The organism is Nostoc sp., from assembly GCF_036916655.1.
Taxonomy (GTDB): domain Bacteria; phylum Cyanobacteriota; class Cyanobacteriia; order Cyanobacteriales; family Nostocaceae; genus Nostoc.
Window position 1 is genome coordinate 61,168 of record NZ_JBALFY010000043.1, and the last position, 16,781, is coordinate 77,948.

Consider the following 16,781-nt stretch of genomic DNA (forward strand, 5'->3'; position numbering starts at 1 on the left):
TCTTCAGATGACTTTAACTATGAGACGGGAATTTCAATTCCCGGCGGACGAGCGGTTTCACGTTAAGTTGACACCAATGATCAATGCTGTGCCCCTACGACAAACGTGGTTCAAATACATGAAAACTGCTGTAACAAGGCATGACTTATTAACTAAGTATGTCGGCGCAAATAAACTGTACTTGTCAACGAAAGTGATCTTTTGTATTCAATCGCAAATCTAATAAACTTTCAACCCGCCTCTAACTGTTGAACTCACATTCAACAGAAACGTTATTCAACTCTGGCGCGGAGTGCGGGAGATGGAAAAAGATTTTGAAATCCAGCTTGTCGCTCTTCTAAAGATTCTTGGGCATCGTTCCAAAGACTTTCATAATAAAAGAAGGTTACGCCTAAACCGCGTTCTTGGGCAGCCCGCACCTGAGACTTAATTTGCTGCATGGGAACTGGATTATTTCTTAACCCTGTCATAATGCCAATTCCAGTTGGAATTATTTGTTGCGCTTCTTGAATTTCTGGGCGGGAAATATTGGCTATAAAACTTTGCAGATTCGGACGATAAACTTGCACAATTAATTCGTCTACAATATTTTGCCGCATCCAAGTTAGCCAGTCTTGCAGTTGAAACTTGTAAGCAAAATCATAGTAATTGGGAGAAATTGAGAAAATTGCTTGTGGTTTTCTCTGCTTTACAGCTTGGTTAAGTTGTACCATGAACGCCGTAATTTTATCTGCCCGCCACTTTACCCAGTCTGCATCTTGAGGATTACTTGGGGGAGCATTATTAGTTTCTTGGGTGTATAAGGCAACTGTATATTTATCGTAGCCAAATTCGTAGGGCAAACTTGTATGATCGTCAAACTGAATGCCATCGGCATCATATTGGGTGATAGTTTCTAGCACGAGATTGGTGATGAACTGTTGCACTTGGGGATGAAATGGATTCAGCCACATTACTTCACCTGCTGCACTGATTGAAGTTTGGCTACCATCCCGCTTTTGTGTGAACCAATCGGGATAATTTAATGCTAGTTCTGAGGTTGGGGGAGCCATGAAACCAAATTCAAACCAGGGAATTACTAGCAACCCTTGGCGATGTGCTTGAGTAATGAGGTCTGCAAGAATATCATGTCCATCTGAACCTCTGTAGACAAAAGGTTGAATCCCTGCACGTTGGGCTAGGGCACTGGGATACATTACATAACCAGAGTTCCATACCACAGGATAGATTGTATTGAAATTTAGCCGCCGCAGTTGACTTACGGCATCATGCACTTTATCGCGACTCTTGAGGGTATCAAAATCATTGTTGGTCATCCAAACCCCGCGAATTTCCTGACGGGGTATCTGTGCGATGGCGCTGAAGCGCCCACCTTCGATGATCGCAGGGGTGAAACTGTCTACCAACAATACTGTAACAAAGGATATTAAAATAAGAAAGGGAAAAAGATACTTGAGCGATGTCTGACGACAAGCTGCTAGCCATCTACGCCGCCAATTTTGAATACTAAAAGATGATTTCATAGATTTGAATGATGCATTAACTACCCACACACGCCATTGCTAGTTTTTATAAATGAATCTACTAAGCATATATAGTTTATACAGTATTTATGCTTAGTAGAGGATTGATAAGTTGGTAGTTTTTTTGTTCCCTGCTTATGGAACTTTTGCACCAGAATAACCAAAGCAGACCTATAAGGTGCTTGACGTATTTAGTAATCATTAGTGCCCAGTAAATGAAAAGAGGCAGAGGAAAAAGAGGCAGAGGGGCAGGGAGCAGGGTGCAGAGGGGAAAGAGGTAATTTATATTCTCCCCCTCATCTCTCCGATCTTCACATTCCCCCATGCCCTACCTGTGTCACAATAAAGAATTGTAATAAGAAAAATATTGTTAAGGTAATTTAGTGAGTCCAACTGCTCAATCCACGGCAAGTGCGCGTCGCGTAGTATTTCCTTTTACGGCAATAGTGGGCCAGGAAGAAATGAAACTGGCGCTGCTATTGAACGTGATTGACCCCAAAATTGGGGGTGTAATGATTATGGGCGATCGCGGCACCGGAAAATCCACAACTATCCGGGCGCTGGCGGATCTGCTGCCAGAAATTTCTGTGGTTGCTAATGACCCCTTCAGTAGCGATCCTAACGACCCCGACTTGATGAGCGATGAAGTCCGCCAACTCTTAGAACAAGGGGCAGAAATTCCCGTAGCTCACAAAAAAGTCCAAATGGTAGACCTGCCGCTAGGAGCTACAGAAGACCGAGTTTGTGGCACAATCGACATTGAGAAAGCTTTGTCTGAAGGTGTCAAAGCCTTTGAACCGGGACTGCTGGCAAAGGCTAATCGAGGCATTCTCTACGTGGATGAAGTCAACTTACTAGACGACCACCTTGTAGATGTGTTACTGGACTCCGCTGCCAGTGGATGGAACACTGTAGAACGCGAAGGCATTTCTATCCGTCACCCGGCGCGTTTCGTGCTTGTGGGTTCTGGGAACCCGGAAGAAGGCGAACTACGCCCCCAATTACTCGATCGCTTTGGGATGCACGCAGAAATTCACACAGTCAAAGAACCAGCCTTACGGGTGCAAATCGTAGAACAACGGGCGGATTTTGACCAAAATCCGCCAGTATTTCTCGAAAACTACAAACCCCAGCAAGAAGCATTACAAGAGCAAATTGTCAATGCTCAACAGCTTTTGCCAGAAGTGAAAATTGACTACGATCTCCGGGTGAAAATTTCTGAAGTCTGTTCAGAACTGGATGTAGATGGTTTGCGGGGTGACATTGTTAGTAACCGCGCCGCCAAAGCCTTAACAGCTTATGAAGGACGCACTGAAGTTACAGTTGATGATATCCATCGCGTAATTACCCTATGTTTGCGTCACAGATTGCGGAAAGACCCTTTAGAATCGATTGATTCTGGCTACAAAGTCGCCAAAGTTTTTAGCCGCATCTTTGGCGTCGAACTACCAGAAAGTGATACTGCACAAAAGAACGGCACAGGTCAAAAATTAGGGGCTAGGGGTTAAAAGTTAGGAGTGAGGAGTTAAGAGTTTTGAATGGAAAGCTGCTTCATAACTCATAATCTTTAATTCCTCACTCAGCACTGAGTAGTATATAATGCACAACTTCTAACTTATAACTCCTAACTCAGCACTCAGAACTGTGTAAATAACTCCTAACTCAGCACTAAAATATGAGATTCTGGTCTTTTTGGTTCAACAGCTTTGTTTTATCTAGTCAATACAACCCGCCCAGGTTTGTAGAATTATTGATGCTCTTATTAGCGATCGCCATGCTGGCAATAGCCAGTATTTTACCCGATATACCCTATTTAATCTTAGGCTTGAGCTTAGTAGTTGGGGCATCTGTTTCTATCTTAGTGCGGGAAGCGATCGCCCCTTCACCACAGACACGAATTACCCAATTAACAGCATCCCTACTACTCATCATCAGCCTCTATGGTTTTGCTGATTTAATGTACACTCTTTAAAATTTGTCATTTGTCCTTTGTCATTTGTCATTTGTAAGCACTAATGACCAATGACCAATGACTAATGACTCCATTTTTGCATTTCCACCAATCCCATACACAACTCATTAATTTGCTCCAAATCAGGTTTATGAGGTAGGGTAGATTGTTCGTAAACAACTTCCATTTCGGCAACCAAATCTTCTGCCATTTTCATCACCTGCTCATAAGAATACTCACCCTTTAAAATAGCTTTTAAATCCTCAAAATCACCAGCTATTCTTCTATCTACAATCACTTCACCTCGGCGCAATATTTCTACTCCACTGCGTAACAATCTAATGCAGTGCATCCCATGTTTGAGGTCAAAACCCGACTTTCTCTCCATTTCTGCCCTAGCCGGGTTTCTATTTTCTTGCCAAGATAAGTAAGCCTTCCATTCTCTTAAAGCTATTTGATAGCTTTGGCTTTTCTGAAGCAGACGGATAAAATCTTTACGGCTATTGGTTAACTTTTGGGTATATTCCAAAGCTTCATCGGGTAAAGTATATTGTTTTAGCACTCCCTTAAAATCAATATCTGCTGTCAACAATTGATATAATTGTTCAGCTTCTTCCAAAAACTCAATCCTTCCTCTGATTAAGTTATAAAGATACTCTAGAAAAGCATTTAACTCATCTTTATTGAGGGGTGTTTCGTCTTCTATGGCGAAGTCAGATGGTATTGGCTTTTTTTGCGGCGGCTTTAATAACCACTTACGATGAGTTTCCATCTTTTTGATTTGGGCAAATGCATAACCAGTGTAAGTATGTTTTACCTTCTTGCTTAAAAATAACTGTTTATGATCAATTAAATGCTGTCCGACTGAGCTTAAAAAAGGATAGTTATTCAACCAGAGTAATTCTAAAACATTGGGGTTAGCGCCAGCTAATAACTGGAGAATTTTTCTTAATTCATATATAACTGTGTCTTTGTTACCATCAACGAATGGAAATATTCCTGGTTCATCCCAACCAGTATCTTTTTGTTCTATGTGGTCAAATCCCAAGTAATATCTTTTGGGTGCAATAAATACTCCCCGATAATCAAAGTCGGAATCAGGACGATTTAAACCATAACCGTGGCTACCAGCCAAGCCAATTAAAATAGTTCTTTGCTCAACTTCTATTCTTTTCATCTAATTAAAATATAGTCATCTTGATATGTCCACACACTTCAGGAAAGTGTTTTTGTGCGATTCGTTGCTTAGTGAATCACGGTACTCAGCCCATAGATAACTCAATACGCTTGGGTTAAGGTTATTTGTGTAAATAATTGATCTTTGAAGACGCGATTTATCGCGTCTCTATCTAAGGGTTTTGTTGCTCATTCTGAACTGTACTGGTATATAACTAAGCCAACCATAACCCGAAAACGAGAAAAGGGGAAATGACTTAGAGAACTCCACAGAATGATTGATCCAAAAGCTGTCATTGCGAGCGAAACGGAGTGTAGCAAAGCAATTCCAAGATTTTGCGGTTGCTTCATTTCGCTTCGCTCCATACCCTTCGGGAACACCAGGGGCGAACGCAATGACAATTGGGCATTCATTTCTAATCGCCAGGGCTTTTCAAGCACCCTCTTAGGTAATAACCCACTTATCATAAGTTCTTTAAAAAGTCCAGAATTTTGATATATATTTATATCAATATATGCTTTGCAAGTCTTATTTAGCAACTAATACTGTTCGGTTAAGGGACTTCCAAATAAAAAAATATGCAATTAACTCTTGTGGGGTGGGGGTCTCGCCCGCACTATGACTGGGCGGGCAAGATGCCCACCCCACAATATTGGATAATTTATTTCTTGAAGTTCCCTAAGGCAAGAGACGCGATGAATCGTCGTCAAAACAAAAGATTGATTATTGTAGAGACGGCGATTTATCGCGTTTTTGTGATAAATCGCCGTCTCTACGATCTAGAATTTTCATCAAAAAACCTTAACCGAACCGTATTGCGTGAGGGGTAAAGGAATTAAAACACGTCTTCTCTCTTCATTAGAAAATGGGATTGGCCGGGTTTCCATCCCCGTGAGGGGTAAAGGAATTAAAACCTGAATTCGTAAGCTGTAACAATAAAGTTGCAGCTTAAGTTTCCATCCCCGTGAGGGGTAAAGGAATTAAAACTACAGAATAAAGTAACAAGATTAAGCAACGATACCGAAAGGGTTTCCATCCCCGTGAGGGGTAAAGGAATTAAAACTTTCTGAGTTGTTAAAACCAGAAAATGCAGAATTACTTGAGTTTCCATCCCCGTGAGGGGTAAAGGAATTAAAACAAGGACTTGGTTTTTTGGTTGATATTGAATCTGAAAGTTTCCATCCCCGTGAGGGGTAAAGGAATTAAAACCTGACGACACCTAAATCAGGTCTTGTGCGTCGACGCGTTTCCATCCCCGTGAGGGGTAAAGGAATTAAAACTCTTAGCTACCCTGAGCTTTCAGGTTATAGGGACTTGTTTCCATCCCCGTGAGGGGTAAAGGAATTAAAACAGGGTGGGACAATGTTCTGCCTCCAGCAACTTTAGATGGTTTCCATCCCCGTGAGGGGTAAAGGAATTAAAACCTGAATCTCAATCTGGTAAAAAGATAATTTACAGATGTTTCCATCCCCGTGAGGGGTAAAGGAATTAAAACCCTACCCATTTAGAAGCCTTATGCAGACAGGGTTACAGATACCCATTTTCGCGGGGGGTCTAATTTACCTGTCAATAAGCTACATTTATTGAGAATCTAGCCCTAGTAGACCCTTCTCAAAAGCTTACCTAGAAAGCTTTTCGCGGGGGTCAACGAAATAATAAGGGTTTTGGCGATCACTATACCCCCGCGAAAAATTTGCGTGTGCAAAGTCAAAATAAATACTTTTGCTTTCACCAAGAAACTTGTGATTGAATTGTCAAGGTTCTGTTATTAATGAGCGCGAGTGTAACATACTACTCTTGAATTATCAAGTTGGTACTAATTCACCAGGACGCAATTTCGACCACTTACCGGTTTCCCGCTTAAAGCTCAGACAACCAACAACGTCCCATTCCATTTCAATTACATCATCTTGAGTCCGAATGTTGACATTAATAGAAGGTTCATTCGGATCAAAATCTGGTGTTTCAGTCAAGTGAGGCTGTTGGTGCTGCCCTTCCACGGCATGATAGGTAACACAGCTGTCTACATAGTGGCAGTTCACGCAAATACACATAATAGAACCAACTCCAGGGGCCTTTATTGTTAATGTAACTTAAGCCCAACTGTTATTCATGAGTTGATGGGTTGATTTTTATAAGAAGAATTCAGAACTCAGGAGTCAGAATTCAGTATGAATTCTGTACGAGTGGGTGATAGATAGCGCCGGCGGCAAGCGAGTATTTTCGAGTCGCGTCTGAATATTGGTTAAAACCGTACAACTCTTAGAGACGCTACCGCGTAGCAATATCCCCGTAGGGGTACGTCACGCTACGCGCTTTCGCCCCTGGTGGACGAAAAAAATTAAAATATTCTCGCCTTAAAACTCTACCCATAAAGGGATAGAGTATTCTGAATTCTGTTAGCGCAGCGGGGCGTAGCCCATTCTGTATTCTGACTCCTGTTTTATTACAATGCACGAATCAGTTCCTTCTAGCCTAGCTCCCGAAAATTGGCCTTTCAGCTTGGAATTTTTGCCACAACCTGCTTATATGGTAGGTGGCGCTGTCCGAGATGCCATCCTTGGCAGAACTCGCGAATATCTGGATCTAGATTTTGTTATCCCATCTAAGGCGGTAAAAGTAGCGAGAGCGATCGCTCATCATTATAAAGCTGGTTTTGTACTACTTGATACCGAGCGACAAATTGCCCGTGTGGTTTTTCCCAACGCTACAGCCGATTTTGCCCAACAGGAAGGAGATAGCTTAGAAGTTGATTTGCACAGACGGGACTTTACAGTAAATGCGATCGCCTATAATCCCCATACGCAAGAAATTATCGATCCTCTGCAAGGTTGTGTAGACTTACAACAGGGAATTTTGCGAATGGTTTCACCCGCAAACCTAGAAGACGATCCTTTGCGGTTAATGCGAGGTTATCGCCAAGCTGCTCAACTAGGTTTTACTATTGAGCCAGCTACCCAAGCCGCAATTCGTTCTTTGGCATCACATATCAGCACAATTGCAGCCGAACGATTTAGGGTAGAAATTGGCTATTTACTGGCAAATTCTCAAGGTACTCCTTGGATTACAAGCGCTTGGGAAGATGGTTTACTTGCTCCTTTCTTCAAAAACGCCACCCGTGAAAACTTACTCAAACTAGCAGCAGTTGACAATGCAGCTGCCTTACTTACAGAAAATTGGCAACAATTAGGGGTACAACTGCAAGAGTCTGTCCGCGATACTATCAAAACCACTTGGTTAGGTATTGCCAAACTTGCTTGTCTTGTCAACCCAAATCCCGAATTAGCAGAAATAGAGCTACAAGAACTCACTTATAGTCGTGCCGAAATTCGGGGTGTAACTACTGCACTGAAACTGTTACCCCAGTTTCAAATAGTCGATATGTCCTTGCGAGAACAATACTTTTTATTCTATGACGCAGATATTATTTTTCCCGCCACGGCAGTGCTAGCTGTAGCAGTTGATAATTTCGTAGAGGCGATATCTGCTGACAAACTACTACACCCAGCTGTCACTACAACAGAGGAAACTAAAGCAAAACGCTGGCAAGTCTTAGCATCTTTGATTAACCGCTACCTGAACCCTGATGATTTGGTCGCTCATCCCACTCCGCTACTGAGCGGGAAGGAGTTGATTATGGCATTAGATATTCCGGCTTCGCCAATCATCGGCCAACTGTTAAGAGAAATTGCCGTAGCACAAGCTGAGGGGAAAGTCTCAACACCTACAGAAGCGATCGCTCTTGCACGTCAGTTACTTGATGGTTAAATATACTTAATCCATCTCTACTGATATTACCTTATGCAATGTCTGGGGCGATCGCTAACCTTTGTCGCAGTGCGGGATACACCTACGCAATTTTGGCATCTTTGCGTAAGGCTGGTAAATCCACAACCCCAAGTCCTTTACGTATCACCTACTTAATAAAAAATCGCAATTCTTTTAGTCAACCTTTGCAACTACATACATCAGTTATGCTAATATTTGCTTGACGTTATAGTTATCTTGTTATATTATTCCCTAAAATTCAGCGGAAATGAGCAATCTAATGGATTGTACACCAGCCTATTCGTTTTATGCCTTAATTAGTTACCTGAATCTATCGTCGTATATTTACTTAAGTACTTACTATAAAAAAAGACCTCAAAAATTTCCTGATAGATGGAATTTTTATGCGTAGCTTTTATTAGACAGGATTAACTACTTGCTTATGAATGAACAGCCTTTAATTTTAGTTGTAGAACAGAGTCTACATGATTTAGAACTGCTTAATTCTCATCTAGGAACATTAAATTTCTCATGCATTTGTACCAAACAAGGAGTGAGGGCTGTGGTATTAGCACAAACTCATCAACCAGATGTAATTTTGCTAGATATGATGCTATCTAATTTGAGTGCTAACCAAGTCATTGATGACCTCAAACACGACTCAAAAACTGCTACTATTCCAATCATTGCAGTAGCACCTCCAGCAATGACACAAGATGAAGTATCCCCAATGGTCACAGGATTTGATGATTGCATTACTAAACCCTATGATTTTAATCAATTAGAAGTAGTAATCAATCGCCACATTAGTCAGCCACATTCTTGACATTTACTTTGGGATATAGATTCGGGATTATGAGCCTCAGATAATTGATTGAAAACCACAATAATCCCGGTACGATCTGTTGCTAAATTTGTGTTGATCGTGAGGTCAATAACTGGCTTATCAATAATTTCCTCAATCAAACTTTTCAATTCTGGTTTAATTATTTTCTCTAAATATAATCGTACTTGTTCAGCTAAATTATCATAACCTCCCCTCAGTAGAGTTTGTTCAGCTTGGCTAACTGAGTTTTCTAAAGAAATGACAACTTCAGTATCAAAAAAATGGCAAATAATTTGGCTAGGAGGCTTACCTATTCTATCATTATAGAATTTGATTATCCGCTGTGATAGTTCTCTTTCTAATTGTCCAATATTCGCTTTTACCATTAGCAGCTATGATGTAAATATTTATCATTCGAGTTTCAGAGTCGAAGTATTCAACATTATAGTAGACGATTATAAAATTGTCAGAAATAATCAATCAATGTTGTGTATGAAATTAGTGAATTAACTTGATTGTTTGCTATGGATTTATCGAACAGAATTCAGGAGTCAGGAGTCAGAATTCAGAATGAATGCTGTATGACTGGGGGATGAATAATTGGCGTTTTTGCACCCCCACAAAATTGAAAATTTGGTGGTCTCCAATCAGTCACGGGTCTGAATATCCAATTGATAGTGTTCGCCTTTGGCGTCTCGTAGAGAAGCGTTAGCGAGTCTTCTCTCAAGGTTTTTTCATGGTATAAAAAAATATGCCTCACCTGTGCTTATAGCATCAACCCCAGCATCCATCCAAAATTCCCTGTTCTTTGGTGGTGGGTAAAAGCTCCCATAATTTTAAGGGTTTGGCACCCAATCCCTAATCCCTAGTCCTTTTTCAACAGCTAAACACGTCAGAATCGTTGCATTTATGCTTATACCCACATAGCTACAGGGTTTTTGAGAGCAGCGATCGCACTAAATCACCCATAATATACACTGTCATGCCCCCAGTTGCCGCAAAAATACCTTATGGTCGGCTTTTTCTCATTTCATGGCGATTGACCAAATTTTCAAGACGTTCACGGACACGAGAAAGCAAGTCTGTAGGCATCTTGATTCTGAATTCCTGGATTCAGAATTCTAAACTCTTCTTCAAGAGTCTAAATATGTAGCATGGTATTAGTCACATTGCTGAATACAGTCAAGAACACAGAAAATTCATAAATAGCAATTAATCACTGCAAATTTAAAGATGACTTTAAAAATGATTTAATCGATATATTTTGTGAGAAAGTTAATACAAAGGTATATTCACTGATTTCAAATTCATGGATTCTTTATCTATCAATTCCTTACTTGAAGAGTTAAAAAACCCCGATGCCACAGTCCGGGACAAAGCAACCAGAAAAATCTGGCGGATCTGGTTTCAGCAAAAGGGAATCTATGGGCTGGAAATAATTGACCGCAGTCAAAAATTACTGGATGCAGGCGAAATTGCTGAAGCTGAAACAGCGCTGACAGCACTAATTAAAGACCAGCCAGACTTTGCTGAAGCCTGGAATCGTCGGGCTTTCCTCTATTACAGTGTTGGTGATTATCAAAAATCTCTAGCAGATTGTCAGATGGTTGTGCAGATAAATCCAATACATTTTGGTGCGCTTCATGGTATGGGCTTGTGTTATGCGGCACTAGGAGAGTATAGTCAGGCTATCAGAGCTTTTCAGCGCGCTTTAGAAATTCAGCCCTATTCGCTAGTGAATCAAAAGTTGATTCTAGAATGTACGTTTAGATTTAGCTACAACGGCAGATAGGAGAGAAAGTTATACTGTTTTATGAATCCGTCATCATCCTCATCAACAGCAATTCATCGCCTTAGTCGCCGCAATTTTATTCAATACGGTTCCATCTGCGTTGGTAACAGCATTATTGCTGCTTGTACTAACAGCAACCAACCGTCAACTAGCAGTTCTCAGTTGAATAAAGTTACCTTTGGTACAAATTGGATAGCACAAGTAGAACATGGTGGATTTTAGATTTTATCAGGCGATATCTACGACAGGCTGTGCTGACGCCACTGGTATTTACAAAGAGTACAGTTTAGATGTAACTATCAAAATGAGCGACCCTCAGGTTCCCAGTAGTACTCAATTGTTGATGGGGAGTGCGGTAGATTTCTTTATAGGTTATGGCATGGATGCCTTAAACATGTAGCACAAAATATTCCCAAAATCACAGTCACAGCAATTTTCCAGAAATACCCCTGGTGTCTGATTGCACATCCCAACCCAGCAATTAAAACCCTTGCCGATCTTAAAGGCAAAGCAATTTATGTCTCTGCTGCTAACATTATTGGCTATTACTAGAAGCTAACTATGGTTTTACCGACGATCAAAAGTATCCCTACAACTATCTTTCCAATTCGGTAATCTTGCAACTATTTTATGCTTAAAAAAGAAAATTTACCATTGATACCATTTGGTTCCATCTTGAGTTGGGCAACGTAAAACTCTTTTTGAATTACATCACCTGTTGGTGTAAAAGCAATTTCACCGAGAGGAGTTTGATAGTTTTTTGTTAGTAATTCCTTATTCAATTCTGTACGCAATTGTGGCAGTTTAAGGTTGTTAATGTTGCTTTTTTTATCTAAAGATTGAAGAGCTTCTACATATACCTGTAAAGCAGCAAAAGCTTGAGCGCTTACTTGGGGTGGTTCTCTATGATATTGTTCAAGGTAGGCTTTGCGAAATGCGATGTTAATTTCACTGGGATATACAGGGCTATAAGCTTGAGCCACAATCACGCCATCACAAAGCGCTCTGCACACAGAAAATATATGAGATGTGTTAAAACCATTGCCACCAACAATTATTCCTTTATAACCAAGTTCTCGTAATTGTTTAACTAAATTACCTCCATCTACAGCTAATCCAGATATAATCACTAAATCTGGTTTTAAATTAATCGCATCGCTGGCCTGAGCTTGAAAGTCGGTATCTGTAGTTTGAAACTTTTGGACTGTAACTAAATCCAATCCTAAATTTTTAACTGTTTTCTGAAATATTTCTGTTTCCGACTTATTGAAAGCATCATTTTGAGCGTAGAATACAGCTACTCTTTTGAGTTTAGGATTTTGTTTGAGTGCAGCTTTCACCGAATAAGGAGCGACAACAGCGACAGATGAAGAAACACGAGCCACATAATCACCAATTTCGGGAATACCTTTAGCAGTATTTGATGCCCCAATAACTGGAACTTGATTGCGTTCTGCAACAGGATCGGCACTAAAAGCTTGTTGTGATAGGGTAGGGCCAATAATGCCAACAACTTTATCTTTACTAATTAAAGTTTGAAAAGCATTAATAGCACCAACTTCATCGCCACTAGTATCTTGATAGACTAATTTAATTGGTCTACCATTAATACCTCCTTTGTTATTAAAATACTTTTCAGCAATTTTTACTCCATCAGTTCCCTCTTGACCAAGTAATGCTACATTGCTCGTTTGTGCAAAGGCAATCCCGATAGGAATAGCATTTGGATTATTGGCAGAATTGCCATCATTACCGCCACTTTTACCACAAGCCACCAGCAGCATAGAGTATGTAAAGAGTAAAGCAGTTTGATGGATGAGAGATTTTTTCATAGATGCGTGAAGATGATGTTTGCTAGGATAATAATGGATTATACATCAAATAGTAATATCGCTAGAGTTTTAACATTTAACTTTGAAGTTATATATGGTTATCCGTTGCACTCAATTACAAAAAATGATAAATCTTTTCTGCTGACTTTCTCGTATCGATGGTATTTGAAAATCTAGCATTATTAGTATGGGATATATTTGTGCGACTAACACATCTAACTCTTTATATCTTAATCCGCTTTATTTAAGAGCTACTGGCAACAACTTTGGGTTTTGAGACGCGATAAATCGCCGTCTCTACAAGTATTCTTGGCTGATATAGACTGGATTAATTTATATCATTTCTGGAGATTTATTAGTATTTAATAATTTCATTGCTGACTAGAATTAGCTATATTAAGTAAGTGGCATGAAAGTGCTGTGAAACAAAAAAACTGGGATTTTAAAACGCATCAGGTAGCAAAGGTTTACGCAGAGAATTAACTTCTCTGCGAACCTTTGCGCTTCCCTCAGCGCCCCTCTGCGTTAAAAAAAAGGATATATTATGACGACAAAATTAGATGCCCTGATTATTTCTCTAGAAGGCATAGAAACCATCACCGATTCCGCCCAAGTCGCAAAATTATCTCAGGATTATCACACCTTTAGCCCAGTGCTAGTACCAAAACTAGAGGGAAAAGTTGGGGATATCGTAGTGCGTCCCGCCAATGAAGCAGAAGTTTTAAAAGTTGCAGCTGCCTGTGCTAAATACCGCATACCCATAACTGTACGGGGTGCGGGAACAGGGAATTATGGGCAATGTGTACCACTGCATGGTGGCGTAATTTTAGATATGACGCGGATGCAAAAGATTCCTTGGGTAAAACCGGGGGTAGCGCGGGTAGAAGCTGGGGTGAAGTTGGCAGCTTTGGATAAAAAAACACAAGAAATCGGCTGGGAAATCCGCATGGCACCCTCCACATACCGCACAGCGACAATTGGCGGATTTATTGCTGGGGGTAGTGGGGGCATTGGTTCAATCCAATATGGGTTACTAGCCGAACGCGGTAATATCCTAGCATTGCGAGTGGTAACTGTAGAAGATCAACCCCGTGCGATCGCATTGCGCGGCGACGATGTACAAAAGGTAAATCATGCTTGGGGAATTAATGGCATTATCACTGAAGTCGAAATCCCCTTAGGGCCAGCTTATCCTTGGGCAGAAGTCATTGTGACATTTAATGAGTTTATGACAGCAGCAAAGTTTGGTCAGGCTCTTGGCAATGCTGATGGCATGATTAAGAAGTTGATTTCTGTCTTTGCATCCCAAATTCCCCAATATTTTCACGCCTTACAAGAATACATTCCTGAAGGGACACACCCAGTATTTTTGATAATTGCTGAATCGAGTTTGGAATTCTTACCGGGTTTGGTGCAGCAATACGGCGGCCAGATTACATATAGAAAACCAGCAGAAGAAGCGGCTAAAGGTATACATTTAGCAGAATTTGGCTGGAACCATACCACCTTACTTGCCCGGAGTGTAGATACGGGTATTACCTACTTACAAAGTATGTTTCCTGGCAAGCACAGTTTGCAACTAATAGAGCAAATGTATCATCACTTCGGCGATGAGGTAATGATGCATTTAGAATTTTTTCGGGTGAATGGTGTTGTAGTTCCTGGTGCTTTGCAACTTGTGCGTTACACCACAGAAGAACGCCTCAACGAGATTATCCGTTATCACGAAGAACAGGGTGTGAGTATTGCTAATCCCCACACATATATTATTGAAGACGGCGGTAGAAAAATTATCGATCCTGAGCAGTTAAAATTTAAAGAAATTGTTGATCCTTATGGGTTGATGAATCCCGGTAAAAGCAAGGTTATTCAATTCCAAATTCAAAATTGAACTGGAGATTGAGGATTGGTAAAATTTGCATGGGTATACCGTAGCTAGTTTCTCTGTATATTTGTGTAACCTCATACCAAAAAGCTAGTTGCTGGGCGTTTATAATTTGTGGTTTGATTTTAAGAGCCGTGGGGATAACCCAAAATCCAACATCTCAGAATCGCCCATGATTGAAATTGACGGTTCCTACGGAGAGGGAGGCGGACAAGTTCTTCGCACTTCCTTAAGTCTAGCCGCCATTACTGGCGAACCCATACGAATTACAGGCATTCGCGCTGGACGCAAAAAACCAGGGTTAGCCGCACAACACTTAACAGCAGTTCGGGCTGCGGCGAGAATTTGTAATGCTCAACTACAGGGTGATGCTTTAGGTTCAACGCTGCTAGAATTCATTCCAGGTAGTGCTGTGCAAGCGGGAATTTATACCTTTGATGTTAGTAAAGCACAACAAGGTGGTTCTGCGGGTGCGATCGCTCTGGTTTTACAAACAATTCTCTTACCTTTGGCACTAGCATCTGGTAATTCCCAGGTAACACTCAAGGGCGGAACTCATGTGAACTTTAGCCCGACAGTGACATATATTGAGCAAGTTTATTTGCCGATACTGCAACGTATGGGTGTAGAAGCCCAAGTCAAGTTAGGCGCTTGGGGTTGGTTTCCTCAAGGTGGGGGAGAGGTAGAATTACAGGTGGATGGCGGTGGTAAACTCGGCGGGATCAACTTGTTGGAACGGGGCAATTTACAACAAGTGCGGGGAATAGCAGTAGTGACGGAATTGCCTTCCCATATTCCCCAACGGATGGCGAATCGGGCCGAAAATTTGTTACGTGAAGCCCATTTGAAAGTTGCTATACAGACTTTGCGAGAAAGAGGGGTAGCACCAGGGGCGGGTATTTTTCTCACTGCTGAGTATGAAAACAGTTTGACTGGCTTTGGTGGATTTGGGCGTTTGCGGTTGTCGGCGGAAACAGTTGCAGAGATTGCTTGTCAGCAACTTCTTGAGTTTCATTACACTGGCGCAGCAGTAGATGAACATTTAGCAGATCAGTTATTATTGCCAGCTGCTTTAGCGTCACAAGGAAGTCAGTATCGAGTGGCTGAGGTAAGTAGACATTTGACGACAAATGCAGCCGTAATTGAACAATTTGGGCTGGCGCAAATTACGGTAGATGAAGCTGAGAGAATAGTGTCAGTAAAGAGTTTGACTAGATGAAATAAGTGTTTATTAGTGCTTTTTGGTTAAGCGTCATTGCGACATTATGGGGCAGGATTACGATTCCATCATGCGGGAAGAGCTATGATCGAGCTACTTTGTCTTTTCGAGAGAGCGATCGCATTTTCCAAGAATCTGACTCAATGATAGCGTGCTACTCTTTCAGTTGTGGGAATGTGTAGCGGTAATTGCGTTCCTCACAGCTTACACTCGTTGCCTCGCCTCACGTTCTGGGAGGTTCCAACACCTACGGAATCTATTGAATTGGAGCAAATTTCACTATGGAAGGAGTAACGGATAAATTAACGAACTATCAGCAAATTGTGCAGCAATTGTTGATGGATTACGCAGAAGTTAAGCCAGCTTATGGTGAGATTGAGGTTGAGACTATTTTTGATCCGCAGCGAAATCACTATCAAATTGTGCATCTAGGTTGGCAGCATAAGCGCTGGGTGCATCATTGTGTAATGCATCTTGATATTCGTAATGAGAAAATCTGGATTTTTTACAATTCAACGGAGCATGATATTACAGCAAATTTAGTTGATTTGGGTGTACCAAAACAAGATATTGTGTTAGGTTTTCATCCTCCTTTCATGCGGAAAATGAGTGACTATGCTGTGGGTTAAAAGCAGAGTGATTACAGAGGCGATCGCTCTGTGGCTTACAGCATCGTAGATATTTCACCTACAATTGAAAAGGCGTATTACGCTCAGGGTTAGCGCATCTCAAAGCCTATTGACAAGCGGACTTGCCTGATCAGCAATAAGGTTTGAAACAAAATGGCGCTATCAGAGCTAGGGTAAGA

Annotated in this window: 18 protein-coding genes and 1 CRISPR repeat array; of the genes, 13 read left to right on the forward strand and 5 right to left on the reverse strand. The window is 41.1% G+C overall.

The window, feature by feature from the left end:
- Window positions 1-272 precede the first annotated feature (272 nt).
- Complete coding sequence (locus V7L31_RS11785; protein WP_334696387.1) at window positions 273-1,523, reverse strand: glycoside hydrolase family 10 protein; 1,251 nt, start codon at window positions 1,521-1,523, stop codon at window positions 273-275.
- A 383-nt stretch (window positions 1,524-1,906) separates the two neighbouring features.
- Here V7L31_RS11785 and bchI point away from each other — a divergent pair, with 383 nt between their 5' ends.
- Together bchI and V7L31_RS11795 are read left to right on the forward strand one after the other, a co-directional pair.
- Complete coding sequence (gene bchI, locus V7L31_RS11790) at window positions 1,907-3,031, forward strand: magnesium chelatase ATPase subunit I (protein ID WP_334696388.1); 1,125 nt, start codon at window positions 1,907-1,909, stop codon at window positions 3,029-3,031.
- 167 nt (window positions 3,032-3,198) lie between these two features.
- Complete coding sequence (locus V7L31_RS11795; protein WP_334696389.1) at window positions 3,199-3,495, forward strand: hypothetical protein; 297 nt, start codon at window positions 3,199-3,201, stop codon at window positions 3,493-3,495.
- Window positions 3,496-3,556: 61 nt separating this feature from the next.
- Here V7L31_RS11795 and V7L31_RS11800 read toward each other — a convergent pair whose 3' ends face one another.
- Window positions 3,557-4,651: a nucleotidyltransferase domain-containing protein gene (locus V7L31_RS11800; protein ID WP_334696390.1), complete on the reverse strand. Its 1,095-nt coding sequence runs from the start codon at window positions 4,649-4,651 to the stop codon at window positions 3,557-3,559.
- A 695-nt stretch (window positions 4,652-5,346) separates the two neighbouring features.
- Between V7L31_RS11800 and V7L31_RS32600 the strand changes: the two genes are divergently transcribed.
- Window positions 5,347-5,481: a hypothetical protein gene (locus V7L31_RS32600; RefSeq protein ID WP_442944409.1), complete on the forward strand. Its 135-nt coding sequence runs from the start codon at window positions 5,347-5,349 to the stop codon at window positions 5,479-5,481.
- Between the two features lie 49 nt (window positions 5,482-5,530).
- A CRISPR array of direct repeats spans window positions 5,531-6,146; the repeat unit is 35 nt; unit sequence GTTTCCATCCCCGTGAGGGGTAAAGGAATTAAAAC.
- A 310-nt stretch (window positions 6,147-6,456) separates the two neighbouring features.
- Here V7L31_RS32600 and V7L31_RS11805 read toward each other — a convergent pair.
- Window positions 6,457-6,705: a Ycf34 family protein gene (locus tag V7L31_RS11805; protein WP_069074638.1), complete on the reverse strand. Its 249-nt coding sequence runs from the start codon at window positions 6,703-6,705 to the stop codon at window positions 6,457-6,459.
- A gap of 397 nt (window positions 6,706-7,102) precedes the next feature.
- On the opposite strand from V7L31_RS11805, the gene V7L31_RS11810 reads away from it, so the two are divergent.
- The 3 genes from V7L31_RS11810 (at window position 7,103) to V7L31_RS11820 (ending at window position 9,245) form a co-directional block, all read left to right on the forward strand.
- Complete coding sequence (locus V7L31_RS11810; protein ID WP_334696391.1) at window positions 7,103-8,419, forward strand: CCA tRNA nucleotidyltransferase; 1,317 nt, start codon at window positions 7,103-7,105, stop codon at window positions 8,417-8,419.
- A 38-nt stretch (window positions 8,420-8,457) separates the two neighbouring features.
- Complete coding sequence (locus V7L31_RS11815; protein WP_334696392.1) at window positions 8,458-8,643, forward strand: hypothetical protein; 186 nt, start codon at window positions 8,458-8,460, stop codon at window positions 8,641-8,643.
- A 218-nt stretch (window positions 8,644-8,861) separates the two neighbouring features.
- Window positions 8,862-9,245 carry a response regulator gene (locus tag V7L31_RS11820; protein ID WP_334696393.1) on the forward strand — a complete coding sequence of 128 codons (384 nt, stop codon included), beginning with the start codon at window positions 8,862-8,864 and terminating at the stop codon, window positions 9,243-9,245.
- Here V7L31_RS11820 and V7L31_RS11825 read toward each other — a convergent pair.
- Window positions 9,230-9,631, reverse strand: a complete 402-nt coding sequence (locus tag V7L31_RS11825) for a DUF2294 domain-containing protein (RefSeq protein WP_334696394.1) — start codon at window positions 9,629-9,631, stop codon at window positions 9,230-9,232. The two genes, V7L31_RS11820 and V7L31_RS11825, sit on opposite strands and share 16 nt — an antisense overlap.
- A gap of 923 nt (window positions 9,632-10,554) precedes the next feature.
- On the opposite strand from V7L31_RS11825, the gene V7L31_RS11830 reads away from it, so the two are divergent.
- The 4 genes from V7L31_RS11830 to V7L31_RS11845 are packed head-to-tail and all read left to right on the forward strand — an operon-like array spanning window position 10,555 to window position 11,589.
- Window positions 10,555-11,037, forward strand: a complete 483-nt coding sequence (locus V7L31_RS11830) for a tetratricopeptide repeat protein (protein ID WP_179065562.1) — start codon at window positions 10,555-10,557, stop codon at window positions 11,035-11,037.
- A 21-nt stretch (window positions 11,038-11,058) separates the two neighbouring features.
- Window positions 11,059-11,259, forward strand: coding sequence for a hypothetical protein (locus V7L31_RS11835; protein WP_334696395.1), 201 nt, complete (start codon window positions 11,059-11,061; stop codon window positions 11,257-11,259).
- Window positions 11,246-11,437, forward strand: coding sequence for a hypothetical protein (locus tag V7L31_RS11840; protein WP_334696396.1), 192 nt, complete (start codon window positions 11,246-11,248; stop codon window positions 11,435-11,437). Before V7L31_RS11835 ends, V7L31_RS11840 begins: the two co-directional genes overlap by 14 nt.
- Window positions 11,438-11,469: 32 nt before the next feature.
- Entirely contained in the window at window positions 11,470-11,589 is a 120-nt protein-coding gene (locus V7L31_RS11845) for a hypothetical protein (RefSeq protein WP_334696402.1), read from the forward strand.
- Window positions 11,590-11,660: 71 nt separating this feature from the next.
- Here V7L31_RS11845 and V7L31_RS11850 read toward each other — a convergent pair whose 3' ends face one another.
- On the reverse strand, window positions 11,661-12,869 hold the full coding sequence (locus tag V7L31_RS11850) for an ABC transporter substrate-binding protein (protein ID WP_334696397.1): 1,209 nt from the start codon (window positions 12,867-12,869) through the stop codon (window positions 11,661-11,663).
- Window positions 12,870-13,413: 544 nt separating this feature from the next.
- Between V7L31_RS11850 and V7L31_RS11855 the strand changes: the two genes are divergently transcribed.
- From V7L31_RS11855 to V7L31_RS11865, 3 genes are all read left to right on the forward strand, one after another.
- Window positions 13,414-14,760 carry an FAD-binding oxidoreductase gene (locus V7L31_RS11855; protein ID WP_334696398.1) on the forward strand — a complete coding sequence of 449 codons (1,347 nt, stop codon included), beginning with the start codon at window positions 13,414-13,416 and terminating at the stop codon, window positions 14,758-14,760.
- Window positions 14,761-14,926: 166 nt separating this feature from the next.
- Complete coding sequence (gene rtcA / locus V7L31_RS11860) at window positions 14,927-15,973, forward strand: RNA 3'-terminal phosphate cyclase (RefSeq protein ID WP_334696399.1); 1,047 nt, start codon at window positions 14,927-14,929, stop codon at window positions 15,971-15,973.
- Window positions 15,974-16,254: 281 nt separating this feature from the next.
- A complete protein-coding gene (locus tag V7L31_RS11865) occupies window positions 16,255-16,602 on the forward strand; it encodes a XisI protein (RefSeq protein ID WP_334696400.1) in 348 nt (115 codons plus the stop codon).
- Window positions 16,603-16,781 lie beyond the last annotated feature (179 nt).

Coding starts and splice junctions, on each gene's coding strand:
- V7L31_RS11785 (WP_334696387.1), bottom strand. CDS start 1,523: ATGAAATCATCTTTTAGTATTCAAAATTGGCGGCGTAGATGGCTAGCA.
- V7L31_RS11795 (WP_334696389.1), top strand. CDS start 3,199: ATGAGATTCTGGTCTTTTTGGTTCAACAGCTTTGTTTTATCTAGTCAA.
- V7L31_RS11800 (WP_334696390.1), bottom strand. CDS start 4,651: ATGAAAAGAATAGAAGTTGAGCAAAGAACTATTTTAATTGGCTTGGCT.
- V7L31_RS32600 (WP_442944409.1), top strand. CDS start 5,347: ATGAATCGTCGTCAAAACAAAAGATTGATTATTGTAGAGACGGCGATT.
- V7L31_RS11805 (WP_069074638.1), bottom strand. CDS start 6,705: ATGTGTATTTGCGTGAACTGCCACTATGTAGACAGCTGTGTTACCTAT.
- V7L31_RS11810 (WP_334696391.1), top strand. CDS start 7,103: ATGCACGAATCAGTTCCTTCTAGCCTAGCTCCCGAAAATTGGCCTTTC.
- V7L31_RS11815 (WP_334696392.1), top strand. CDS start 8,458: ATGTCTGGGGCGATCGCTAACCTTTGTCGCAGTGCGGGATACACCTAC.
- V7L31_RS11820 (WP_334696393.1), top strand. CDS start 8,862: ATGAATGAACAGCCTTTAATTTTAGTTGTAGAACAGAGTCTACATGAT.
- V7L31_RS11825 (WP_334696394.1), bottom strand. CDS start 9,631: ATGGTAAAAGCGAATATTGGACAATTAGAAAGAGAACTATCACAGCGG.
- V7L31_RS11830 (WP_179065562.1), top strand. CDS start 10,555: ATGGATTCTTTATCTATCAATTCCTTACTTGAAGAGTTAAAAAACCCC.
- V7L31_RS11835 (WP_334696395.1), top strand. CDS start 11,059: ATGAATCCGTCATCATCCTCATCAACAGCAATTCATCGCCTTAGTCGC.
- V7L31_RS11840 (WP_334696396.1), top strand. CDS start 11,246: ATGGTGGATTTTAGATTTTATCAGGCGATATCTACGACAGGCTGTGCT.
- V7L31_RS11850 (WP_334696397.1), bottom strand. CDS start 12,869: ATGAAAAAATCTCTCATCCATCAAACTGCTTTACTCTTTACATACTCT.
- V7L31_RS11855 (WP_334696398.1), top strand. CDS start 13,414: ATGACGACAAAATTAGATGCCCTGATTATTTCTCTAGAAGGCATAGAA.
- rtcA (WP_334696399.1), top strand. CDS start 14,927: ATGATTGAAATTGACGGTTCCTACGGAGAGGGAGGCGGACAAGTTCTT.
- V7L31_RS11865 (WP_334696400.1), top strand. CDS start 16,255: ATGGAAGGAGTAACGGATAAATTAACGAACTATCAGCAAATTGTGCAG.